Source organism: Cyanobacteria bacterium FACHB-DQ100 (assembly GCA_014695195.1).
Taxonomy (GTDB): Bacteria; Cyanobacteriota; Cyanobacteriia; order Leptolyngbyales; family Leptolyngbyaceae; genus Leptolyngbya.
In genome coordinates this window covers 13931-36757 of the sequence record JACJNW010000004.1, presented here as the reverse complement: position 1 = coordinate 36757, position 22827 = coordinate 13931, and the positions used below count along the sequence as shown (strand labels likewise).

Below are 22827 nucleotides of genomic sequence, written 5' to 3'. Positions count from 1 at the left end.
TTTGGCAGCACAGTCGATTCAAATCAACCGCAGCACAGCGGGCAGGATTAGCCTCTCGTTCTTGGACTTGGCACGATATCGCAACCTATCCCACATTAATTTGAAGCACCACCGATAATCCCTTGTGCTGTCGATGCTCCACACTTGGCACCACCTGTTTCTTTGCGGCTTCATAGCTCTTGAGTTTGTCGGTGACAATCACCCGTGGCACAAAGCCCTGTTTCTTCAAAAGCTTACGGAAAAATCGCTTCGCTGCCTCAGTGTCTTGCTGCAACGACAGCGAGACATCCAGCACGTTCCCTTCGCTGTCTACGGCTCGCCACAGGTAGTATTGCTGCTTCTTAATCGTCACCACCATTTCATCGAGATGCCATTTGTCAGTGATATGGGGACGCTTGCGCTCCACCTGATTCGCGTACTCCTGCCCGAACTTCTGACACCACTCCCGAATTGTTTCATAGGTCACTTCAATGCCGCGTTGGCTTCGCCACGCTGAAAGCGACCAACATCATTTTCTCGATATCCCGGTAGCTCAAAGGGAAAGTGTAATAAAGCCAGACACAATAGCTAATAATTTCGCTCCCGAAAGCGATGACGGGAGTACATGGGCGAGCAGGCAACGTTGAATCAGTGCGATTATTCTACACTTCGGTTAACCTGACAGTACCGTTTGGCTGTATTACACGTTTCCGTTGAGCTATCGGGACATCGAGAAGATGATGTTGTACCGAGGGATCGAGGTGACGTACGAATCGATTCGAGAATGGGGTCAGAAGTTTGGGAGCAATACGCGAATCAGTTGCGTCGTAAAGACTTTACATTGCGGATAAATGGCATCTCGATGAGGTGGTCGTCAACATCAAAGGGCAGCAATACTACTTGTGGCGAGCGGTGGACTCAGAGGGGAACGTGCTGGAGGTGTTGCTGCAACGGCATCGAGATACAAAAGCAGCAGCACGTTTTTTGCGTAAGCTTTTGAAGAAACAAGGGTTCGTGTCACGGGTAATGGTCACTGACAAACTCAAGAGCTACGAAGCGGCAAAGAAGCAGGTGATGAAGCGCGTGGAGCATCGGCAGCATAAAGGGCTGAATAACTGAGCCGAGAATCGCGCCTACCCGAATCAGAGAAAGGCGAATGCGACGATTCAAGTCCCCTGGACAAGCCCAACGTTTCCTTTCAGCATTTGACCCGATCCGAGGACACTTCCACCCGAAGCAACATGAACTGAGTGCAAAACGCTACCGAGAACAACTACAACAACGCTTTGAGGAGTGGCGAGAGATCGCTTGCTTGAAAATTGCTGAGTAACATTGAGCAATGCCGAATGTTCAAGCATTATCGTGCTTAATTCTGAACATAAGTGGTTAAGTTGACGATGCCGTCTCGATAGCTCAAGGAATAACGACAATACCAGCGCACATTCAGCAAGATGATGTCAGGCAAGAAGTGCCGCCATTTGAACAAAGAATCAGTCGTCATTTAGAGCAAGGTCAGGGAAAATTGAGCTTCCACACCTTATCATTTCTGCGACACAACCGCTTTTGGCAGGATACAGGCTTTCAAGGATTTGCACCGAGCGGCGTGATTGTGCTGCAACCGAAGAAGAAACCCAGGAAGCAAGAACTCAACGAAGCCCAGAAACTGCTGAATCGACTCATCTCAAAGCAACGAGTTGTGATTGAACACCTATTGGTGGGGCCAAGCGCTCACAGATTGTGATGCAGACGTTTCGCAACTGCAAGGAGAACTACGTGGATCAAGTGACGGAGACGGCTTGTGGATTACACAACTTCCGTCTTGACCACCGCTCGAAGTTCGCCTAATCAAAGCTGATTGGAAGGCATTGCCTCGAATCCTCATCCCTGCTATTTCCGATAAAGTCTAATTTAATTTACAGTCTCCGAAGTTTTTGTGCTTGCCAGTTCAATTCACAGTGCATTCCTTTCGGTTTGTTGGGCAACCGTTGGAATGTGCCTCGAAGTTTTTGTGCTAGAATCTCTGCCTGACGAGTACCCAATCCAGCAGCAGAAGCCTTCCCACTGAAATCAGTGTTGCCATGATCAATCACTCGAATGACTTGTTTGCTATTTTCTTCAGCGCAAATTACTGTAATTCGAGTGGTGTTGATCGCATACTTGCCTACATTACACAATGCTTCTTCTAGAAATCGACACAAGTTTCGCTTTTGCTCTAAGCTGAGACCGAGATCGTTCATGGGTTCAAATTTTACAATGCGTGTCCGAATCGTTTTGAAGTAAGGTAAATCTCGCTCCATTGTCTGCAAGTAGACTTCATACAGGAGCGTATGGAGCGGCGCTTGTAGATCTAGGATAGAATTCGCATCGAGTTGAAAGCTTGTTTCCTGCTCTAGAGTTTCTCGCTGGATGACTTCATAGACGGAACGCAATTCTTGATTGAGATGCTTTAGATCCGGTAGCAGAGGATGAGTTGCATTTTGCATTTGCACATCCCGCAACATTTTTGCCAGCGTTTGCAAAGCTCCATTGTGAATCGTGGTGAATGTCTGATCTATCACAGCCTGACGATCGCGCAATCGCTCCCGTAATGATTGTTCGTAACGATAAATTGATGCTGCTGCTAATCCTGCACCGTTGAATACTAGAACGATCAATGCTGGGACGACTGGAATCCACCAGCCAATCCAGATCAGCCCATACGAGATCGCAATCAATCCAACTGATGAGAGCGCGACACCTAGTAAAATGCGCCCAGGCGATCGTGCCACTCGTCCGAAACTGATGCCAACAATTCCCCACGCAACAATCCAAAGATATTCCCACCCGTCTGACCAAACCTGCAGGAGTGGTCGATCGTCTAAAGTAGCGCTCAAGATTTGGCTGACAGCGTGCGCCTGCATTTCTACACCATTAACCAAGCCATAGATTGCACTAGGTACGGCATCTGAATTAACAACATCCTTGGTGCTAATTCCAGTCAAGCCAATCAAAACAATTCGTCCTCGAATCCAATCAGAATTTACTGTTCCCAATTGCAAGTCGCGCCAGGAGACGATCCGAAACGGTTTACGCCCAGCCCGTGGATACAATAGAACCTGATTTCCACCTGCATCTGCATTAATATATCCCCCAGAATGCGGCTGAAACCTTGTCAGTTCTGCTTGACCGAATCGCATCGCGACGCGATCGCGCACACCATTTTCTAACTGAATTCCTTGAGTTGATAGGTACGATCGTGCTAACTGAAGTGCTAAAGAAAATCGGTACTGCCGTTTTGGGTTCGTTGCACCCAGTAACCAACGCCGCAATCTCCCATCTTGATCGGGTAGCACATCAGAAAAGCCGAGCTGTTTTGTGGGAACGTTCGGAGGGGCTGCAACACTAAATCCGCCTTGCACAGGGAGTGCTTTCTCAATTGCAATCACATTCGGAGATTGAAGCGCTTTAAGAAAAGCTTCACGTCCCGGTGAAACGGGAACATCTCGTAAGAAGTCAAGCCCAATGACATTCGGTTTATCTGCTTGAATTCGCTGAATGATCGTTGCAAGATCGCGATCGGGAAGCGGATAAGTGCCAATGCGATGAATGTCCTCATCGGTAATGCCAACAATCAAAATTCGCTCATCTATCGGTTCTGCGGGCCGAGATCGTAGTGCGGCATCGAATGCCATTAATTCTAAAGGTTGAAGAAATCCGAAGGCACGAAGCGCGATCGTACTAGCAATCACAGCTAATCCAGGAATTGCACCGACTCGCCACAGTAACAGTTCTGCTTTTAGTTTGCGAATCATGATCGTTTAGTCGATTAATCCTTCTTCACGCGATCGCATTTCCGTTTGAATCCGAATGTTCTTACCTGCATCGGGGTAGACTTCTAGCGCATCCTGGATTTTAGACCAGTAGTGCCGGACTGAGCGTTCAGACACTCGCATTCGTTCTGCGATCGCTTTGTCTTGCAATCCTTCTCCAAATGCAAGCTGCAACACTTCTAACCATTCTGGCTTAATCTCTAATCCGGTTCGCATCTCCTTAGGCGTGTAGAGTAATCCTTGCAGTGCCCAATCGACTCGCGTCAGCATATCCTTCATTGGTAAGCTTTTATCTACCACGGCAAAACCGCCTTCGTGGGTGCTAATTTCAGGCTTGAGACGAACGAGCGATCGTACATGAGCGCTCTGCACCACAATATTGAGGCTCGGATAGTTCTTTAATAAGGTTTTGAGCAGTTGAATGCCTACATCCGGTCGAGCAGGTGCTCCCGGCACATCGGGTAGTGCTAAATCCATCACGACTAAATCTGGCTTAGTGCCTTCAATCTGTTGTAGAGCTTGTTGCCCCGTCTGGGCGATCGCAATCTCAACGTCTGGATAGTGTTGATGGAGTACCGCAACCGTTCCACTTAATACGGCTTCATGATCATCAATGACCACGAATTTCGAGCTTGCCATAATGTTTAACCTTTTATCGTGTTTAACCTTTTGTTTCTAACCTTTTGAATATACTACGACCATTGTAGTAACCATTTCAGCGTCGCATTATCGAAATGATAAGTACAGGTTCCGGCTGTTAAAAATTGTGCAGCCCGTCTCAGGTGGGACAGTTCTGTGAGTTGAGTCTGAAAGATTTGACAATTGTCGTTTGAATAGAAAATCTGAATCATGAATTCATGAGTTGTAGTACGCTGAGTCAAACACGCTGAAATGGATTCAACCGAGGGCGCGATCGCAATGCGGAGCAATTCATCGATGGCGATCCAAACCACGCGGCTTTGCTCATAGGAATTCGGTTGCCACTTTTTAGGAAGAGAGAAATCTAACACAACATCGGGATGTTGATGCGATCGCAGCAAATGTTCGATCGACATGGGAAAGCTATCTTCAAGGTAAGGAGGCGATAGAAAATCACTAAATCGTTTGAGGGAATCGTGCAGTTCTCCCAAGGTCATGAGCAATTTTTCTTCATCTGCTTTTTTTAGGGCTTGGTGCTGTATTAACGATAGTTCTACAGTACGTCTCAGGGTAAAAGCATCTTGAAGAACACCGTTCCGCGCAGCTTCCGCTTCATCAAATAATCGCAATACGTGCTGCCGATACCACCACTGCAACGCTTGCTGAAGTCGATGCCACCGGAGAACAAACCATGCTCCTAATAAGAGCATTTCTATCAATCCAAGAATGAGGCTCACACAATTTGATCCAAAAGGGTAAATTACAAAAATCATTTTAAGGACTTGAAAACGTGATTTGCACGAGCCTTTTACGCTAACGCAGTGTCATAAAGTAGAAATTTCGATCGCAGAAAAGTGCAAACCTAATTGCACTTTTTAACCTGTAAATTTATTGTTATCAGTCTAGGAGGTTGGGCAGCGATCTAGTAAAGTGAAAACAAATTGTCAGCGCTATTGAGAAAACGATGTTTCTGGCTCTTAAAAAACGGTTACTTACTGCATCGGTTCAAACCGCGATCGGGTTAATCTTCATTGGCTTATTAGAAACACGACCTGCCCATGCCGATTACCAGCCTCCCAGCGAACCTTCTGCACCGTCTGGAGGAACTTCAACGGCAGGGACACGCGGCGGGTGTTCTGGAAACCCTGAAGCTGGCTTAACGGTTCTAGCACCCCTAAGCTATGCGGGTCAAACCGTCTCGACCCGTCCAGCCTTTATTTGGTTTGTAACAGATACGCAATCTTACCCGTTAGAGTTTCGACTCTATCAGGAGGGTAGTGGAAAGCGTCAACTGCTGAGAAAAGTTCAAATGCAGAGTCAATCTGGGCTGATGAAGTTTTCACTGCCCCCAAGCCAGCCTGAATTACAACCTGGAAAACTCTACAGTTGGCAAGTCATCCTAACGTGTAATCCGAATCATCCGTCACAAGATTTGGTTGCAGGTGCAACGCTGCAAATCTTGCCATTTCCGGCTACCTTGCGATCGCAACTTAACAGCGCCAAGAGTGAGATTGAACGAGCCGAGCTGTATGCCAAAAATAGCTTTTGGTATGATGCGATCGCTGAAGTTACACAGCCTAATCCGTCTATTGCGGTCAAACAATTGCAGCATTCATTGCTCAATGATTTAGCGAAGTCGGAAAAAGAAACGCCGCAGCTAGGAGCGATTATTCAAGAGCAAAAAGCTCGTTTACAACAACTTGCCACCCTTAAATAGTAATAATTCCTGCTGCTCATGCCGATTCGCCTTAACCACCCTCGTTGGCATCTTTGGGTTCTTTTTTTAGGCACGTTAGTTCTGTGTCTTTGGTTTGGGACGGCAGCAAACAGCCAATCTAGAGTAGATGCCTCGCAATGGGTACAACAGGGCGTGAGTCAGTATCGATCGGGCAGCTATCAAAAAGCGATCGAAGCGTGGCAAACTGCAAGCCAAGCGCTTCAAGGAGAACAAAATACCCCTGAGTTGGCGATCGTTCAAGAAAATCTTGCGCGTGCCTATCACCAACTTGGCGATATCTCTCAAACCCTCAAAAGCTGGGATCAAACGATTGCACTCTATCAACGACTCAAACAATCGGGTGAAGTTGGACGGATTCTAGTCGAGAAAGCACAGCTTTATAGTCAAATCGGACAACCAAAACAAGCGATCGCATTGGTCTGTCAATCAGATTCGAGTGGACTGTGTAAACCAGGAAGCGCATTACAACTTGCAAGAGCCAGTCAAAATCAAGCGGTCGAAGCGGCTGCATTGGGGAGTTTAGCAGAAGCTTATCGATTGACAGGAAACCATGAGGCTGCGATCGCAACGGCTGAATCTGGACTCAAGATAGCGCAAGCTTTGGGACTCAAGGACTATCAAGCGATCGCACTTTTGAGCTTGGGAAATAGTTATAGTAACTTAGCACAAATTAACTATCATCGTGCTGAGTCATCATCGCAACGAGACGATCAAATCGAAGCAAAACGCTATCAGCAAATCGGAAAGGAATCAGATCAACAAGCAATTACCTATCTCAAAAGAAGCTTAGAAATTCTAAATCCTCAAAATCAGCCACTTGTCAGACAGCAAGTTTTACAAGGTCTGATCCCAATTTACTATCGCATAGGTGATCCAAAGTCAGCACAGTCTACACATCAGCAGGCGATAACGGTACTGCAACAGCTTCCAGAAAACCGCGATCGCGTTTATGCCAGCATTACCTTAGCTCATTTACTTGAACCAGTCCAACCCACTGAGTCTTTTGTAAAACCTCGTTGTTTATCCAAAGCTTCGATTCTCGCTGAAGAACGGCTACTGAACCAAGCGCAGCAAGTTGCTAGTCGAATTCGCAATCCACGCGCAGAATCATTTGCTTTAGGAGAGTGGGGTCATTTAGCGGAGTGTCAAGGCGATTTCGCGACTGCAACTCGACTGACGCAGCAAGCACGGTGGGCAGCAGAACAGGAGAAAGATAGTCTTTACCTCTGGGAATGGCAAGCAGCACGATTACTCACAGCACAAAATCAACGAAAATCAGCGATCGCAATGTACGATCGCACGATTAAAACTCTAGAAAGTATTCGCGGCGATATTCTCACCAGCGATCGAGAACTCCAGCTAGATTTTCGAGATACTGTTGAACCGATTTACCGTGAGCGAATTGCATTAGGATTACAAGCAGATAAATCTAGTTCTAAAGCAACGGCATCTGAGTTAGGCGATGTGTTGAAAACAATGGATTCGCTCAAATTAGCAGAATTACAGAACTATTTCGGCAATGATTGTGTGATTAAGATTGCTAATATTAGCGAAAAATCAGCGATCGATACGTCAACTACAGCCGTTTTTAGTTCAATCATTCTAGAGGGTCGGACTGCAATTATTCTCAGTCTACCCAACCAAGCACACCAGATTGCTTGGATTGATACGGACAATCGCACTCTAAGAGCAACGGTGAATGAGTTTCGACGGGGACTAGAGCGCTTTTATGATGACTATGATTCCAGGCCAGCTCAGCAGCTTTATGATTGGGTGATTCGTCCCTTTGCATCGTCGATCGCAAACTCCAAAGTAACCACATTAGTCTTTGTTCAAGATGGAATTTTACGCAGTGTTCCGATGGCAGCACTGCACGATGGTCAACAGTTTCTCATCCAAAAATATGCAGTAGTCACAACTCCAAGCCTGGCATTCACCGAAGCATCAGCGCCTTCTACGAGACCTCTACGCGCTTTGATTTTAGGGCTAACTCAAGGAGCAACGATCGCGGGACGAACTTTTCAACCGCTCCCCTACGTGACCCAGGAAATTCAAAATGTAGAACGTCTGATTCCAGAAAGTAAACCGCTTTTAGATCAATCTTTTACTCGCGCTCGACTTCAGAAAGAACTCACTCAAGAAAGTTATCCGATTTTGCACATTGCGACTCACGGAGAATTTAGCAGCGATCCTGAAAATTCGTTTTTGATCACAGGCGATCGACAGAAGCTCACCCTCAATCAATTAGATGTCTTAATTCGCAGTACGGTTCGACAGAATGATCCCTTGGAACTGCTAACACTAACCGCTTGCCAAAGTGCCGCAGGAGATGAGCGGGCTGCACTGGGTTTAGCTGGAATCGCGATTCAAGCGGGTGCAAAAAGTGCATTAGCTTCGCTTTGGTTTATTAACGACGCAGCGACTGCTAAGCTATCGAGCCAGTTTTATCAGGGATTACGGAGCCATTTGAGTAAGACTGAGGCTTTAAGAGCGGCTCAGCGATCGCTACTAGAATCTGATAGTCAATATTCTCATCCAGCATATTGGGCAGCATTTGTTCTAGTCGGCAATTGGAACTAACAGAATTGGAATAGATTGCGCGTTGTTTTCTGCAATTGAGTTGGCGAAATTGTGCAGCGAATTGCTCTAATTTGTGCGATCGCATTTACAGAAACAGTACGTGCTTCTGGGTAGCAATCTCTCTACTCTAGTAATTAAGCAATCCAACATATCAACCGATTGCTTCTAAAAATCAGTACCCTATCTATTGAGGAATTCATTCTATGTTGCACCACATTTCCATCGATGTTAAAAATCCCCGCCGTGTTGCTGAAGTGCTCGCCAAAGTGATGCGTGGACAAGTCTTTCCGTTTCCGGTACATGAGGGTAGCTATATTGTTGTCGCAGGTGATGAATATGGGACTGCAATCGAACTGCTACCTGCTGGGACAAGCCTTGTTCCAGGCTTAGAAGAAGTGGAATTTAAGACAACCCCGATCGCGCCCCGATTTGGCTCAGTTCACGCAGCACTCTCGGTTCCTACCAGCCTGCAAGAAATTGAAGCGATCGGAGTCCAAGAAGAATGGATCGTTAGACTCTGCGATCGAGGCCCATTCAAAGTAATTGAATTCTGGGTCGAGGATCAGTTTGCCTTTGAATTTCTCAGTCCTGAGATTATATCGAAGTATTTGGAGTTTATGCAGCCTGGTAAATGCGAAGCTTTCCTGAATCAAGAAGTACCCGCTGCTGCCTAAAAGGAAAGACTCATGAAATACAATCTCCTTGCTACAGCAATGATTTTAACCACATCGATCGCAGTTCTTATCAGTGCGACGGATGTTCTTGCCAATACAAATTTGGGTCATTGTGAAAGTTCAAGTTCTTTGGTTGTGAATCTAGGAGGTTCAAAATCGTTACCGACTCGGTTGCTATCTTTCTGTCTCAAACTCTCCAATCAGTCAGGAAGCCCCGCACTTGTAAAGCTCTCAATCATTGCAAATTCAGGGTTGTAGCTGCTCCCCTTCCTGTGTGGGCTATTGCAACCCTCTCATAACTGCTCGAATCTATCTCAAACTCATCATCACTCTAGGAGAACTCTCAATGTTCATGGAAAACACATCCAAAACTATCGCTTCACTGCTCTCGATCGGGGTCGCCGCCACAGTAGCGCTCTGTGCATTTCCAAGCATTGCAAAAGCCGATATTCGAGTACAAATTCCGGCAAAACGCCATTGCAAGCCCTATTCTGTCTCTTACGCCTACAACAAGCAAGAACCCTTTCCAGTGTATATGATGCGCTTGAAAGCTGGACAGCGCTTTGAGGTTCGCAATATGGATGAGTATGTTTCTTTAGTTACCTTGATTAATCCCCAAGGACAACAAGTTCAAGATTTTCTCATGTCAGCCGGAGAAGTTGGATCAGTCACAGTTCCTCAAACTGGAGACTATCGAATTCAACTTGCTAGCGATAAAGATTACTATGATTTACGCTTTTGTGCGTACTGATCAGCTCTCGCATTAGGTATTGTATCAATGCAATTCCCAGACGAGATCAAGAATTGCAAGATTGCAGAATATGCGAATGTGAGGCTATAAAATATCTACAGAAACCGATCGTCGATCCATCCTCTGGAGAAGCGATCGGTTTTTGACCACTTATGCTTTAAAGTTTAAACATGACTGATAAGCAAGCAGTATCCTAAGCTTAAGAACGTTTGTCGTAATCGAGGTAAAAACGATACTGTATCGAACAGAGTAGAACCGCGAATCTGTTGGGCAGAATAACAATAAATCTTTGTAATCAAATATTTATGGAAAAAAAGGCACATTTTGTCATAGTAGTCGCGATCGCTTTGAGTAGTTCCAATAACATCGCAACAGCGCAAAATTCACCTTCTCCTGTTTCAATTCCACCCATAGTCCCTAATATTATCGAACAAACCATTTCAAAGCCTACAGAGCCCTTCCCGTCAACGCCACCAGCGCCGATTGATTCGCTGCCCCAACCTCTGCTTCAGATCCCCACTCTAAGTCAATCTAAAACTCCTGCAAATTCTGACCTTCGCTTCAAAGCACGAAAAATCGAAGTTGTAGGCAATACTATTCTTAAAGAAGAAATTGCAAACCTAATTCTTACTTATGAGAACCGAGAGATTACCTTTGATGACCTGATTGCATTGCGTTCTGCAATTACCCAACTGTATATCAAGAGTGGTTATGTAACATCAGGAGCATATCTTCCAAACAATCAAGTTTTGGATCAAGGAATTGTTAAAATTCAAGTGATTGAAGGTGTGCTAGAACGAATTGAGATCAGTGGACTTCGGCGATTGCACGATCACTATGTGAGAAAGCGCTTAGAACTCGCAGTGAGCGCCCCCTTAAATCAGCAGAAACTCGAACGTGCCTTACAACTTTTGCAACTGAATCCATTAATTGTCAGGGTCAATGCAGAGCTGAGTGCAGGCAGTGTTCCGGGTCGCAATGTTTTGCGCGTGCAACTTCTCGAAGCACCTGCACTCCACATCGGATTTGGGCTAGACAATCATCAATCCCCTAGTATCGGTTCGCTTCAAGGTTCAGTGCTTGTGAACCACGATAACCTATTGGGACTCGGCGATCGCTTCAATGCAGAATACGGACGCACTGAGGGTTTGAACTTATATGACCTGAGCTATTCTGTGCCGATTAGTGCTAATGATGCTACGATCGCGCTTCGCTATGGCAATAATAGCAGCAGAATTACCGATGAAATTTTTCGGGATTATGGGATTAGGAGCAAAACGCGCACCTTTGCGATCTCGTTTCGTCAACCGATCGTCCGCACTCCTCAAACCGAATTTGCACTAGGGCTTTCTCTCGATTTACGCCGCAGTCAGACCTTTCTGCTCGATGATATTCCGTTCTCGTTTTCAGAAGGTGCAGAGACTGGAGAATCGAAGGTGACGGTACTGAGGGTTTCTCAAGATTGGGTGAGCCGTGCGCCAAATCGAGTCTTGGCGGCTCGATCGCAGTTCAGTTTTGGAATTAATGCTTTGGGTGCAACAGTTAATGAGACAGGCACGGATGGGCGATTCTTTAGCTGGTTAGGTCAGTTTCAGTGGGTGCAACAGCTGTCGCCGCGAGTGTTGTTGCTCACGCGAACTGCTGCTCAAATTACACCAGGTTCGCTCCTATCTTTAGAAAGATTTAGTCTGGGTGGAGTTGGGACAGTCCGCGGCTATGGTCAGAATCAGCTTGTCACAGATAATGGCGTTTTAGGTTCGATTGAACTTCGCCTTCCTTTGACAAAAGACCCAAGTGTTTTGCAGATTGCCCCGTTTTTTGACATTGGTAAAGGTTGGAATCGCAAAGCAACAGATCTAGACTCTTTACTGATGGGAATTGGGGTGGGATTGGAATGGAATCCTAGTTCTAGTGTGAATGTTCGGATCGATTATGGGATTCCGCTCAAATCAGTTTCTGGGCGTGGAAATTCTTTGCAGGAGAATGGATTGTATTTTTCAGTGCGGTATCAACCATTTTGAACTAGCAGTAGGTAGTGATATCTTCACCACAACTATCTGCAAGATAGCACAATGCTCGAAAACGTAAGCTCACTAGCTGTTCGTAGAATGGGTTAAGTTTGCAAAGCGGTGGGATGTAGAGTAAGGTTCGACCAAAACAGGAAATAGTGCGTTCAAAGGGACATTGAGCAGGAATGAGCCGGCAGAAAAAATGTGCCATGTTTGAACTTTGAATTTCGAGAGCATCGAGTTTGGATGCGATCGTGTCAAGAATTGGGGGTAACATGATTCGGTTCTCCTTTGGTATTGCTTGATTACTTTTACAGTAGAGCGAGCCTCCCAAGAACACACGGCCTGTTTCGACCAAGTTAATGACACAATGTTGTAGAGAATATTGCCCAATCAAGTCACTGACTTTGCCGAAAACGGTAATCAGACAACTGAAGCCATTAACCTCTCTTGGGTTAACGGCTATGAGATGCTTGTATTGCTACTATCAATTAGAAATTCTTAGTCCAATATTCGGAAAAATCTGATCTGCGCTCACAGACTGACCTGAAATGATCGTACCCGGTGGAACTTCTGACGCGGTTGAAGGGTTGAGCAGATACTCTGAACCATCAAACTTCAAGACGTGGTAGCTTGGCTTTGCATCGCCACCCGAAACATACACGACTAAATCGCGTCAACCATTTTTTGTTGTATTACTAACTACGATCGGATTCCGAATCAAAGTGTGTCTCGACAGTAATGCGTGTCCATTCCCAGTTGCTCTAAAGATCATCATCGAACATCCTCCAGTTCCACAGGCGCTCGGTAAATAGGCGATGACTTCATAGCGATCGTCTTGATTGAGGTCAACCAGGTTATAGAGATAGCGCACATTAGCAGTATCGCTAGCTAGCTCTTTCGCGATCGCTGCTTCTAGTGCAGGTGCATTGACAGATTCTGCTCGTTCATAAGTGACAGCCCGAAAGCGGACATTTCCACATCTGGTAGCGTTTGAATCGGAGAATTCGGAGCGGAGGATTGATTTGAAAATGCAACGAAATCGCCTCGTACCCAACCTATCGCTTGTGATTTTGGAAATCTCACAAAATACCAGCTATAACCGTCTGATCCCTTTGATTCCTGTAAGACTGCCACAGTATCACCATCTAATCCATAGTGTTTAATTGGCGCAGAGATTGAGGGGGACGATCGTACATTAATTTGGCTACCTCGTTCTCTAGCAACTAATCTAGCTGCACGATTCGTAGGTGTTTGAGCAGAGACAGGAACATAGATTGCGGGAAGAGAACTAAAGCCCAAACTGAAGCCGATCGTGATCAGTGACAATGATGCGAACAAACGATGAAATTTCATAACAGTGCGAATGGCTTGGAATAACTTTGTGTTTGTACTCTATTACTACAAATTTGGACAACTGACTCCTAGTAATCTTTCAGCGAAAGTGCTTGTACGATTCTGTCAATCTGTTTGCAGAAAACTACGGGCAATCTCGACTCAAGATTAGTTGACCATTGGACAGGCGATAAATTCTTTGGGGTTCAACAATGCGTTCACGGCTCTGTTTGTGTGGTTCTGGCTGAAGGGCGTGAACTTCACCTGTTGAGAACGATGCGATCGCGGTATCTCCTGGGCGTGCTGCCAATCCGCCTGAACCTGTGATGATGAAGTTACCCGCCTGACGATTCCGAACAATACAACTATCAGCTAACAAGGTAGTTGGATCAATTAACGCTTGTGGTAGCTGTGTCAGATTGTCTTGCAGGAAACTAAAATCCGGGATTGTGACTGTACCACTAATTCCCAACGCAGAAGATGCAGAAATATCAACCCGATCGTTTCCTCGAAACTGGGTCAGATCTCCGGTGTAACGGGCTGAATTTGATCGATTGCTTGAGAAAAAATCAGCAATAAAAGCCGTTGAACGAATAGTAATATTGCCGCCGCGACCTTGGTTTGCATTCGCCAAAATATCACTATCCTCTAATGCTAAGAAAGTATTGGCGTTAATGCTAATGTCACCACCACCACTTGCACCTTGAGCAACATTTGTGTTAACGAGCGATCGATCTCGGAGTCGAACATCCCGTGCATTTAAGGCAATGCTTCCGCCGCCAGATTGAACCGAGTCGGCTGAAATGATTCCGTTCTGAAGTTGCACCGAATTTGCCTGGACATCAATTGTGCCTGCATTACCCGAATTAGTCGCGCTGGTTTGCACTCGTCCACCATTCGCGATCGTCAAGTTGCCGACTTGCATGACAATTTTTCCACCTGGATCAGCATTGCGGGTTTCAGCACCAATACTGGCACGATCGCGGATTGTCAAATCTGGGGTTGTGACATACAGATCGCCTGCTCGTCCCTGAGTACTGACTTCAGCCGTGGTAGTCAACGCACTCGGAGATCCTTCTACATTGGTTCCTAATAGCTGAATAGAGCCCGAAGCATTGACTCGCACCGTTCCACCTTGTCCTTGTCCAGGAGGTAGACCGCCAAGTGAGCGGAAAATTGCTGATTGAATTTGTGAGCCTTCTGTTAGAGAGAGCGATCTCGTTTGAATTGTGACATCTCCGCCTTTACCAATTCCACCCGCCTGCACGGAGCTAGAGATTAAACTATTACCACTCAACTGAATCGAGTCTTTTGCTTGCACAGAGAGATTGCCTGCATCACCTCGTCCAAAAGTTCCGGTGACTAATCTAGCACTATCGGAAAGTGACAGCGATCGGGCTTGAAGTAATACATCGCCTGCTTTGCCGATTCCACCCGCCTGCACAGCACTCAAAACCAGACTTTCGCCACTGATTTGAATAGAATCCTTGGCTTGCACCGAGAGATGACCTGCATCTCCCTGCCCTAGTGTTCCAGTTGTTAATCGCGAGCGATTCAACAGCGAGACAGACTGTGCTTGAATTTGAGTATCGCCACCCCGACCGATCGCACCTAAACTCACATCGCTAAAAATACTACTGTTATCCATCCGAACTGCATCACTGGCTCGAATCTTAATGCTCCCCGCATTCCCAACACCAAAGGTCAGTGTTGAGATGGTAGAATCCCCACTTAGAGAAAGTGCAGCCGCATCGATTTGAATTGCGCCACTATTTCCAATTCCAACAAATCCAAACTGTGGGAAAGCGATGACACTAGAACTGATTTGGCTGCCATTCGTCAGAGACGTTGCATCGCGTGTGCGAATTGCAATACTTCCTGCGTCTCCGTGTCCAAACGTGCCTGTGTTAAATCGAGCATTATCCAATAGCAAAGAGCCAGCCTCTATACTAACATTACCTCCTTTTCCTCTTTCTCCAGAAAACGTGGCAGCGACAGTCGAATCTTTTGCCGAAATTGCGCCCGTCGCTTGCAGCAGAACATTTCCGGCTTCCCCTTGCCCAAATGAACTCGCTGAAATCAGAGCGCGATTGTTCAAGGTCAAAGTTTGCCCCACAATGTTCAAATTGCCACTCTTTCCCTGTCCATCACCTAACACGCCTGTGTTAAGAAAGGCATTGTCAACAAGAACTCGATCGCTCGCCTGAATACTTAGATCTCCCGCATTTCCAATTCCAGTCACACTCGTTCCAACTAGAGCAGAATCTTGAATCTTAACTGATCTCGCTTGAATAACAACATTGCCACTATTTCCGGTGCTTCCAGTTCCTATTGTGTTCAAGACATTGGAATTCCGAGTCAGGAGTGTTCCAGTCGCAAAGCGAACAGTTCCAGAACCCGCGATCGTGGTTGTTCCAGTTGTATTGATGCGAATATCTCCTGCTTGTGCTGTGGGATCAGTTCCGCTATTGATACCCGTAAAAAGAACACTGCCATCAAGAACATCGAGATTACCAGCCTGAATTGAGATTGTTCCATCTTGCCCCGTTACATTTGCACCCGCAGCTTGAGTAAACGCAACATTGGATCGTGGACTGTCAGACAAGAAATTCAGACTCAAACGAGCATTATCTGTAGTGAGTCCGATCGCTCCTGAGCCTGCCAATCCTCCTAATTCAAGGCGACCACCGTTCGCACTGAGCAATCCTGCTTCTAAGCGTACATCTCCGCCAACTAGCAGCAAGCTTCTATTTGGATTAACTCCCAGGATGGCTAGATCCTCGGGCTTTGTAAAATCTGGATTGAGCGATCGTACAACGATCGGCTGTGCTGCAATCTGGTTGAATAAAAAGGCAGAAGGATTGACCGTTAAAAGACCTGGAGCAGTCGGATTAATGGCACTAAAGCTACCTTGGTCGCCGAATTGAATTCCTGCTGCTGTAGTTGCAGCAAAGGAGCCAGCTAAGTTCAGCCGCGCTCCTGCACCAAAAATAATTCCGTTGGAATTGATCAAAAACAGATTCGCGTTAGTAGGTGCAAAATTACCGTTAACGATTTGAATCGCGCCCAATGTACCAAAAATCTCAGAACGAGTATTACCTGTGACTCGGCTAAAGATATTCTGAATCTTTCCAGGATCAAGGAAGTAAACACCTTTCCCTGCTTCAATGTTAAACTGTCGGAAACTGTGGAATAAATTGCTGCCGCGAGTTGCACCGCCTGTGATCAGATCTTCAGAGGGAAAGATAGGCAAGACTTGCGATCGCTCGTTGGGCGGCAGGGTTTGATCCGGAATAATCGATTGAGCAACAGCGACATTGAGAGAACTCATCCAGAAACAACTCAAACCAATCAAATGACTTGCGAGCTGACAAGATTTGCTTTGCAAGAGAAATCGAGTTACGGAAAGCACAGGTGGGAATTCTCCAAATGCCTCATCATTCCTTATTTAAGCTGAAACTTTGCTGGCTTCAGATTAAGCTTTGTGACCGATAGAGAGTGGCTTTTCATCTAACTCGATCTTGCCGTAGTCGAGCTTAACAATGTGGTCTGCGAGATGGAAATATCGATCGTCGTGAGTGATAACAATCACAGTCTTACCTTGCTGCTTCAGTTTGACCAAAATTTCTTTGTAGAACAGTTCTCGAAAGAGCGGTTCTTGATCCGATGCCCATTCATCAAACAGGTAAATCGGTCGGTCTTCAAGATAAGCGGTCAGAAGTGCTAACCGTTTGCGCTGCCCTTGAGAAAGGCGAGTTGTCGAGAGAATGCCGTTTTTGACTTGTACCTTATGATCGAGGCGTAACTGTTGCAAGTACATTTCAATTTCTTCATCAAGGTTAGGACGGTTAAATCCTAGACAGCTATCGAACAGATGAAAATCAGAGAAGATAGCCGAGAAATGTTGCCGATACCATTCGCGATTGTGATTTGTAATCCGAACTCCATTCAGATAGATCGCGCCGTCGTGGGGTGTATATAAACCTGCAATCAATTTTGCTAAGGTTGATTTACCGCTTCCATTACCACCGACAATATAAGTTACTTCTCCAGGTTTGAAAGATAGTGTGATAGCTCCCAAGAAAAACCCTCTTTCTTCAATCATTGGAGGAGGCGTGACTGGTCGGCTGCTGATTGGTCGGTCTCCTCTCGGATGATGCAACTGAGGCCCCTCTTCTTCGCGCTCTGGTTGATAAAGATAGGTGACTTGGTCGAGTTCAACTTGGCAGTGAGAGTTGACTTTGAAAGTAGGCATCGATTCATGTTCTAGCTGACTGGTAAGTGAGAGCCGCAGTCGCTCAATTTTTCGCAAAGCCACATTGCCGCGCATGATATCAGGAAGGCGATTTAACAAACTCTGCATCGGCATCGAAATAAATGTACTGGTTAGAACATAGGTTGAAAGCATCGGCAGGGGAACGTGCAGGAACAGCGGGAGAACAAACAGAACAAAACCCATTGTGAAGAATTGAGAGGATTGTCCTAATCCATTAGCAACCGCAAAGCTTTTCATTGCTTTGCTATTTTTCTGCCGCAGTTTAGAAGCACTACTTTGTACATTCTTTGAGATGAAATCTTCTCGTCTCGCTCGATGAAGTTTGAGTTCTTTGGTTCCGTGAGTAATCGTTTGAAAATGTTGAAGCAGATGATCTTCTTCGTCTCGTGCAACGGTGAACAGTGATCGAGCTTGATTCACTTTGGTCTGAACTCCCCAGATTGCGATCGCGCTAATTCCAACCGTTAAAGCAAAGATTGTACTTGATAGCCAGGCTAAATAAACCAAACAACCTGCGACTGTCGCGAGATCAATAAACAGATTAGGAATAACAGATACGGCATGAGATAGAACTCGAATATCATCGGTTAAAGTCATCAACAATCGACTCTCACCCAATTGTTCTAAATGCTGCAGTGGAGCAGAGAGAATATTGCGGCTGAGCTTTAATCGCAGTTCATAGATGGCTCCCTGTGCCAAGTGAATCAGCATGAATTGTGAGGTAACGCTTGTGAGTAAAGTAAAGATTGCTAATCCAGCAAAATAGAGAAGCGCATTTGGCACAGAAGATTCATGAATTGAACGATTAACAAGTGCAATCAACAATGAGTTACCGCAGCCACTAACAAACCCCACACTCGCAGCAATCACGATACTCCGCCACGAAATTTCTAACAGGAATCGAATGAATCTCATGCTTGTGTCCTCATAGAATGATTTGGTCTTGAATAGATTGCAATACTAGAGCGTGTTTAACACCCTTCGGCTTCTTCATGTCCGCCCTAAATATAGAGATGTAGTGAGAAGCCTTTGAAGTACGCCCTAAAGTTTTTGAAACAAGATGCCTTCAATTCCAACTCCAGGCGAAAATGAAAAAGCCAGTCCAGTCAGTAATCTTTCATCTGAAGATTCCTGTTTCGATAGCATTCTCTCTAGTACAAATAAGATTGAAGCACTCAGCATATTTCCGTATTCACTCAGAATCTCCCAGCTATAGGCAACCTGATCATCACTTAGACCGAGAGAACGCTGCGATCGCTCCACAATTCGAGTCCCACCTGGATGAATTGCCCACAAATCAATCTGCTCTTTGGTCAATCCATTTTGCTCCAGAAAGCTTTCAATCACTGGATCAACTCCCGCTTCAATGTAGTCCGGCAGTTGGCGGGATAGCTTACAAGTGATGCCATTGTCCTGCACACCGAGAGTAATTCCATCTTCTGTATCAGCAATCAACTGACTCAGATAATCTCGAATAACAATTCTTCCTTCTAACGCCTGCCCTTCTTCGCAAGCTCCCACAACCACTGCCGCACAACCATCCCCGAAAATACTATGAATAATCACATCATTGATGTCATCTTCAAAAACCGCATTGACTGAACTCAGCTCCAAGCAAATCACTAGAGATCGATGCGTAGGATGCGATCGCACATGATCGCTCGCTACTCTTAAGCCATTCATTGCTGCCGCACAGCCCATGAAATTCACCGTAACGCGGGAAATATCCCGTCTCAGCCCAAGCCGCTTAATCACTTTCGTATCAACGCCTGGAGCAACAAACCCTGTACTAGACACAAAGACAATCTGACGAATCGAATCTTTGAGCAGTTCTGGACAACCGAAAGTTGATTTTGCGGTAGCAGATTCTAGGGCCTGCTTGACAACTCTCTCAGCTAGAGGAATCGCATACGATTGATACATCTGCATTCGATCTTGAATCGAACTGCTTTGAGTAGTGGTCAGCGCATCCTCGGATAACAAATTGAGAGCCAGGTGACGGGTGTTGATACGCGTGTTTTGGTACAGCGTTTCGATGCGGCTTTGGTTTTTTACCAGATTCGGCATTTGGGCAACAGTCCGAGCAGCATCAACTTGAGAAATACAGTGTTCAGGTGTTCCAGTTGCAATGCTCTCGATCGTTGCAAGAATCGATTTAGAATTGCTGAAGTAAGGTTGAGCTTTAATGATCGCAGATTGCGAGAGGGATTGTTTGAGAGGAATCATTGTCGTCATGATGTACTGCTCCAATAGAGTGTGTGAAATTAGATAGAACCAATGCCAGCGAAACCTTTGAGAATGTAGTCGAACGAAGTCTTTAACGCTTGGGGGTGGAAATGCTCTGTCAGCAGTCCAAAGTTTTTCTCATCTGCCATGCGCGATCGCTCTAGCAAGTAGTGATTAACCAGAAGCGGTAAGCGATCGAGGAAGAAATTTTTAGGAGCTAACCAGGGCACACCAAACTTTGCAGCTTCTTCTCGAACAATGTCTTCACTGAGAATGTTGGCGAACCCACTGCGTTGATAAGGTAAGACGTGATGAACTCGGTGAGGACTCAGACCTGCTGATAAGAAGCAATCAATATATTTGTTGCCAATCATCGTCAAGTCGTAGGAATTGTTGATTTGGAATACTGCCCAATCTTGTTGCTCAATCTGTTCCGTGTTGGCTGAATCTTCGACTTCAAAATCGTGACTTGCCACAATCATGAACGTACTAATCCAAGTTGTGAGAACAAACTGTACGAACCAAGCAACGAAATCTCCACGAAGGGCAAAGAGAACTAGCTCACCGAGTAGCAACACTCGCATAAAGATCATACCGATGTAGTGCGGTAGTCCGCGTTGCCAAGTGCCATAGAAGTTGTGTACCCCAAATCGAACGGCATAGTATGAAATCTCGACTGTCCGAACCAACATCCCTGTTAATACATGAGCAAGCTTGTGGACGGTATGGAGTGGAACTCGGTAATAACGAGGTAGTTCCATCATTGCCGTGAATACATTGGTTTTGACATCAACTTTGCTTTGGGTGTAGGGATGATGCATCAAAGAATGACCATCAATCACAACAAAGGACATCGGAACATAGTTAATGTCAAACACATGAGCGAAGAACTTATTGAATCGAACTTGTGGGCGGTGATTGTAGTAATGTCCTGCACCTGAAAGAGAGATTCTGAGCATCACCATCAATGGCGCAAAGAGATAAATCGGCATGAATTGTGCCACTGTGAGTCGAAGTGCTTGTACCAAGATGTAGAGAAGAACTAGAGTAATGGTCACTGCATCAAAGAGGAAATCCATGCGATCGACCTTTGCTTGCATTTCTTTCGTATTCAATCGAGTTCTAATGCGATCAAGGAGTTGCTCTTTGGTCTCGAAATCAAACTGAGGAGTGTCTCTGCGACCATCAAAGGTATCGTGGAAGAGAAAAGGCGGTGCATTGTATTTTGGGTGCAAGTCTTCGGGCGTTGTTTTTCGTCCCAAAGCGTATTTCTGAAGCATCTTCTTCACCTTTGCAGGGTTGCGGTGAAAGATATTAACAACAGTGGTAATGTCTCGATTCTTCATGCGCCCAATGAAGAATTCGCCGCCAGGATGCTTCTTCATGAAATCTGTGAGGTCGTAAGCTTCGCCGTTGTACACCCAGACATTGGGCATATTGTTACTGGTGTATTCAGGAGAAGCCATTGCTTTAGGAGGGCGTTTGGGAAGTTCATGCTCTTCACCTTGAAAAGCATTTTTCTCGGTCTGGAGTTGTCGTTCAAGCGTTTGTGTTTCGCTGCTCATGGGGTCTCATTGCTCCTTGTAATTTCTGTGAGTGGTTCTGCTGTTTCAGGCTGGGCAAATGTATTGCGCTTTGAGTTTTTCTAATCGCTGATTTGTGCTTTCAATGTTTTGTTTGAGTTCTGTTTGTCGATCGATGTGAATTCTGCTGCCTGCCTGCTCTAACATGCTTTGCAGTGTTGCATCTAGCTGGACTTGGATTTGCGTAATATCGTTGTAGATTTTCCGATGGCTTGAAGAGGGAGCTGTCATAGTGTTTGAGGGGATTGAGAGAGGATTGAAGGAACGAAAAGATGCAGCCGTGTCAATCATTCAATTCGTAGCAAAGCACTTGAGAAAGTCACATACTCTAGAACAGAACTCAGTTCGTTTTCTCTGTGCTTAATGATTAGAATAAGTCGGCTACTACGGCTCAACCAAGTACAGTTCCTTCCATTCCGATCGCTGCATCCAGTCATAAATTGTGTAGAAAACTCCGCGATCGGTTGCCAAGTAAAATTTACGGTTGTGTCGCAAAAATGGTAAGGTGTGGAAGCTCAATTTTCTCTAGCTTTGCCCTAAATGACGACCGACTCACTGTTCAAATGGCATCACTTTCTGCCTGAAATTATCTTGCTGAACGTGCGCTGGTATTGCCGCTATTCTTTGAGCTACCGGAATTTAGAGGAAATGATGGCAGAAAGGGGCGTTGCAGTCGATCATTCCACCGTTATCGCTGGGTTTTGAAATTCGCTCCCGAACTCGACAAGCGCATTCGACCCTTTCTGAATCCGACGAACGACTCATGGCGGGTGGACGAAACTTACATCGAAATTCGAGGTGAGTGGAAATATCTATATCGAGCAGTGGATTCGGAGGGCAATACAGTGGACTTCATGTTGAGTGCAAAGCGAGATGGGAAGGCGGCAGCCCGCTTTTTTCGCAAAGTATTAGGAGCCAAGCACACTCAAATTCCACGAGTCATCACGGTCGATAAAAATGCTGCTTATCCAGTTGCGATGGATGAATTGAAGCAAGAGAAAACGTTGAAAGCTGAAACCCAATGGTATTGTCAACTTAACTCAATTCAACCTTGCTTATTGAGAAAGTGGGTGATTTTCAAAGGCGGAAAGGCTGTCTTTTTCGTAACTCCAAGTGCACCCATTCTCAACAATCAGCGCGAAATCTAGTTAAGTTGACAATGCTAATGAAAGCGTACCCAATCTCTTTTGAGGCAAGGGCAAGATGCGTTTCGGCAACCAGTGCCGTT

Annotated in this window: 21 protein-coding genes and 2 pseudogenes; 10 read left to right on the top strand and 13 right to left on the bottom strand. The window is 45.7% G+C overall.

What is annotated here, in order from left to right; all coding sequences use genetic code 11:
• On the top strand, positions 1 to 104 hold a 104-nt coding region (locus H6F51_00415; GenBank protein MBD1820987.1), incomplete at its 5' end, for an IS1 family transposase.
• Here H6F51_00415 and H6F51_00410 read toward each other — a convergent pair.
• Positions 86 to 466 (bottom strand): IS6 family transposase, encoded by a 381-nt coding sequence (locus H6F51_00410; GenBank protein MBD1820986.1) that lies wholly within the window; start codon positions 464 to 466, stop codon positions 86 to 88. The genes H6F51_00415 and H6F51_00410 overlap by 19 nt on opposite strands.
• 208 nt (positions 467 to 674) lie before the next feature.
• On the opposite strand from H6F51_00410, the pseudogene H6F51_00405 reads away from it, so the two are divergent.
• Positions 675 to 1309, top strand: a pseudogene (locus tag H6F51_00405) (IS6 family transposase).
• 75 nt (positions 1310 to 1384) lie between these two features.
• On the opposite strand, the pseudogene H6F51_00400 reads toward H6F51_00405, so the two are convergent.
• A pseudogene (locus H6F51_00400) lies at positions 1385 to 1480 on the bottom strand (IS6 family transposase).
• Between the two features lie 21 nt (positions 1481 to 1501).
• Here H6F51_00400 and H6F51_00395 point away from each other — a divergent pair.
• Positions 1502 to 1720: a hypothetical protein gene (locus H6F51_00395; GenBank protein ID MBD1820985.1), complete on the top strand. Its 219-nt coding sequence runs from the start codon at positions 1502 to 1504 to the stop codon at positions 1718 to 1720.
• Between the two features lie 172 nt (positions 1721 to 1892).
• Here H6F51_00395 and H6F51_00390 read toward each other — a convergent pair whose 3' ends face one another.
• The 3 genes from H6F51_00390 to H6F51_00380 are packed head-to-tail and all read right to left on the bottom strand — an operon-like array spanning position 1893 to position 5164.
• Entirely contained in the window at positions 1893 to 3770 is a 1878-nt protein-coding gene (locus tag H6F51_00390) for a CHASE2 domain-containing protein (GenBank protein MBD1820984.1), read from the bottom strand.
• Positions 3771 to 3776: 6 nt separating this feature from the next.
• Entirely contained in the window at positions 3777 to 4427 is a 651-nt protein-coding gene (locus H6F51_00385; protein ID MBD1820983.1) for a response regulator transcription factor, read from the bottom strand.
• A gap of 53 nt (positions 4428 to 4480) precedes the next feature.
• Entirely contained in the window at positions 4481 to 5164 is a 684-nt protein-coding gene (locus H6F51_00380; GenBank protein ID MBD1820982.1) for a hypothetical protein, read from the bottom strand.
• A 227-nt stretch (positions 5165 to 5391) separates the two neighbouring features.
• On the opposite strand from H6F51_00380, the gene H6F51_00375 reads away from it, so the two are divergent.
• The 5 genes from H6F51_00375 to H6F51_00355 all read left to right on the top strand — a co-directional run bounded on the left by H6F51_00375 (position 5392) and on the right by H6F51_00355 (position 12191).
• The gene (locus tag H6F51_00375) at positions 5392 to 6144 is read left to right on the top strand and encodes a DUF928 domain-containing protein (protein MBD1820981.1); all 753 of its coding nucleotides are present in this window, start codon (positions 5392 to 5394) and stop codon (positions 6142 to 6144) included.
• Between the two features lie 18 nt (positions 6145 to 6162).
• Positions 6163 to 8745: a CHAT domain-containing protein gene (locus tag H6F51_00370; GenBank protein ID MBD1820980.1), complete on the top strand. Its 2583-nt coding sequence runs from the start codon at positions 6163 to 6165 to the stop codon at positions 8743 to 8745.
• A 203-nt stretch (positions 8746 to 8948) separates the two neighbouring features.
• Positions 8949 to 9419 (top strand): hypothetical protein, encoded by a 471-nt coding sequence (locus H6F51_00365; protein ID MBD1820979.1) that lies wholly within the window; start codon positions 8949 to 8951, stop codon positions 9417 to 9419.
• 346 nt (positions 9420 to 9765) lie between these two features.
• The gene (locus tag H6F51_00360) at positions 9766 to 10170 is read left to right on the top strand and encodes a hypothetical protein (GenBank protein MBD1820978.1); all 405 of its coding nucleotides are present in this window, start codon (positions 9766 to 9768) and stop codon (positions 10168 to 10170) included.
• Positions 10171 to 10475: 305 nt separating this feature from the next.
• On the top strand, positions 10476 to 12191 hold the full coding sequence (locus H6F51_00355) for a ShlB/FhaC/HecB family hemolysin secretion/activation protein (GenBank protein MBD1820977.1): 1716 nt from the start codon (positions 10476 to 10478) through the stop codon (positions 12189 to 12191).
• A gap of 1 nt (position 12192) precedes the next feature.
• On the opposite strand, the gene H6F51_00350 is transcribed toward H6F51_00355, so the two are convergent.
• The 8 genes from H6F51_00350 to H6F51_00315 form a co-directional block, all read right to left on the bottom strand.
• Positions 12193 to 12456 carry a Mo-dependent nitrogenase C-terminal domain-containing protein gene (locus H6F51_00350; protein MBD1820976.1) on the bottom strand — a complete coding sequence of 88 codons (264 nt, stop codon included), beginning with the start codon at positions 12454 to 12456 and terminating at the stop codon, positions 12193 to 12195.
• A gap of 210 nt (positions 12457 to 12666) precedes the next feature.
• Positions 12667 to 12843: a hypothetical protein gene (locus tag H6F51_00345; protein ID MBD1820975.1), complete on the bottom strand. Its 177-nt coding sequence runs from the start codon at positions 12841 to 12843 to the stop codon at positions 12667 to 12669.
• Between the two features lie 251 nt (positions 12844 to 13094).
• The gene (locus tag H6F51_00340; protein MBD1820974.1) at positions 13095 to 13535 is read right to left on the bottom strand and encodes an SH3 domain-containing protein; all 441 of its coding nucleotides are present in this window, start codon (positions 13533 to 13535) and stop codon (positions 13095 to 13097) included.
• Between the two features lie 124 nt (positions 13536 to 13659).
• Complete coding sequence (locus H6F51_00335) at positions 13660 to 16845, bottom strand: filamentous hemagglutinin N-terminal domain-containing protein (protein ID MBD1820973.1); 3186 nt, start codon at positions 16843 to 16845, stop codon at positions 13660 to 13662.
• A 144-nt stretch (positions 16846 to 16989) separates the two neighbouring features.
• Entirely contained in the window at positions 16990 to 18705 is a 1716-nt protein-coding gene (locus H6F51_00330; GenBank protein ID MBD1820972.1) for a cyclic peptide export ABC transporter, read from the bottom strand.
• A 126-nt stretch (positions 18706 to 18831) separates the two neighbouring features.
• The gene (locus tag H6F51_00325; GenBank protein ID MBD1820971.1) at positions 18832 to 20025 is read right to left on the bottom strand and encodes a naringenin-chalcone synthase; all 1194 of its coding nucleotides are present in this window, start codon (positions 20023 to 20025) and stop codon (positions 18832 to 18834) included.
• A gap of 29 nt (positions 20026 to 20054) precedes the next feature.
• Positions 20055 to 21452 carry a cytochrome b5 domain-containing protein gene (locus H6F51_00320; protein ID MBD1820970.1) on the bottom strand — a complete coding sequence of 466 codons (1398 nt, stop codon included), beginning with the start codon at positions 21450 to 21452 and terminating at the stop codon, positions 20055 to 20057.
• Between the two features lie 174 nt (positions 21453 to 21626).
• Positions 21627 to 21830: a hypothetical protein gene (locus H6F51_00315; GenBank protein MBD1820969.1), complete on the bottom strand. Its 204-nt coding sequence runs from the start codon at positions 21828 to 21830 to the stop codon at positions 21627 to 21629.
• A gap of 309 nt (positions 21831 to 22139) precedes the next feature.
• On the opposite strand from H6F51_00315, the gene H6F51_00310 reads away from it, so the two are divergent.
• Complete coding sequence (locus tag H6F51_00310) at positions 22140 to 22304, top strand: IS6 family transposase (GenBank protein ID MBD1820968.1); 165 nt, start codon at positions 22140 to 22142, stop codon at positions 22302 to 22304.
• Positions 22301 to 22747, top strand: coding sequence for an IS6 family transposase (locus H6F51_00305; GenBank protein ID MBD1820967.1), 447 nt, complete (start codon positions 22301 to 22303; stop codon positions 22745 to 22747). The genes H6F51_00310 and H6F51_00305 overlap by 4 nt, the downstream gene beginning before the upstream one ends.
• Positions 22748 to 22827 lie beyond the last annotated feature (80 nt).

Excerpts from the sequence above, each read along its gene's own strand:
- H6F51_00390 (MBD1820984.1), bottom strand. The coding sequence starts at position 3,770 with ATGATTCGCAAACTAAAAGCAGAACTGTTACTGTGGCGAGTCGGTGCA.
- H6F51_00385 (MBD1820983.1), bottom strand. The coding sequence starts at position 4,427 with ATGGCAAGCTCGAAATTCGTGGTCATTGATGATCATGAAGCCGTATTA.
- H6F51_00375 (MBD1820981.1), top strand. The coding sequence starts at position 5,392 with ATGTTTCTGGCTCTTAAAAAACGGTTACTTACTGCATCGGTTCAAACC.
- H6F51_00370 (MBD1820980.1), top strand. The coding sequence starts at position 6,163 with ATGCCGATTCGCCTTAACCACCCTCGTTGGCATCTTTGGGTTCTTTTT.
- H6F51_00365 (MBD1820979.1), top strand. The coding sequence starts at position 8,949 with ATGTTGCACCACATTTCCATCGATGTTAAAAATCCCCGCCGTGTTGCT.
- H6F51_00360 (MBD1820978.1), top strand. The coding sequence starts at position 9,766 with ATGTTCATGGAAAACACATCCAAAACTATCGCTTCACTGCTCTCGATC.
- H6F51_00355 (MBD1820977.1), top strand. The coding sequence starts at position 10,476 with ATGGAAAAAAAGGCACATTTTGTCATAGTAGTCGCGATCGCTTTGAGT.
- H6F51_00350 (MBD1820976.1), bottom strand. The coding sequence starts at position 12,456 with ATGTTACCCCCAATTCTTGACACGATCGCATCCAAACTCGATGCTCTC.
- H6F51_00340 (MBD1820974.1), bottom strand. The coding sequence starts at position 13,535 with ATGAAATTTCATCGTTTGTTCGCATCATTGTCACTGATCACGATCGGC.
- H6F51_00335 (MBD1820973.1), bottom strand. The coding sequence starts at position 16,845 with ATGAGTTCTCTCAATGTCGCTGTTGCTCAATCGATTATTCCGGATCAA.
- H6F51_00330 (MBD1820972.1), bottom strand. The coding sequence starts at position 18,705 with ATGAGATTCATTCGATTCCTGTTAGAAATTTCGTGGCGGAGTATCGTG.
- H6F51_00325 (MBD1820971.1), bottom strand. The coding sequence starts at position 20,025 with ATGACGACAATGATTCCTCTCAAACAATCCCTCTCGCAATCTGCGATC.
- H6F51_00320 (MBD1820970.1), bottom strand. The coding sequence starts at position 21,452 with ATGCCCAATGTCTGGGTGTACAACGGCGAAGCTTACGACCTCACAGAT.
- H6F51_00315 (MBD1820969.1), bottom strand. The coding sequence starts at position 21,830 with ATGACAGCTCCCTCTTCAAGCCATCGGAAAATCTACAACGATATTACG.
- H6F51_00310 (MBD1820968.1), top strand. The coding sequence starts at position 22,140 with ATGACGACCGACTCACTGTTCAAATGGCATCACTTTCTGCCTGAAATT.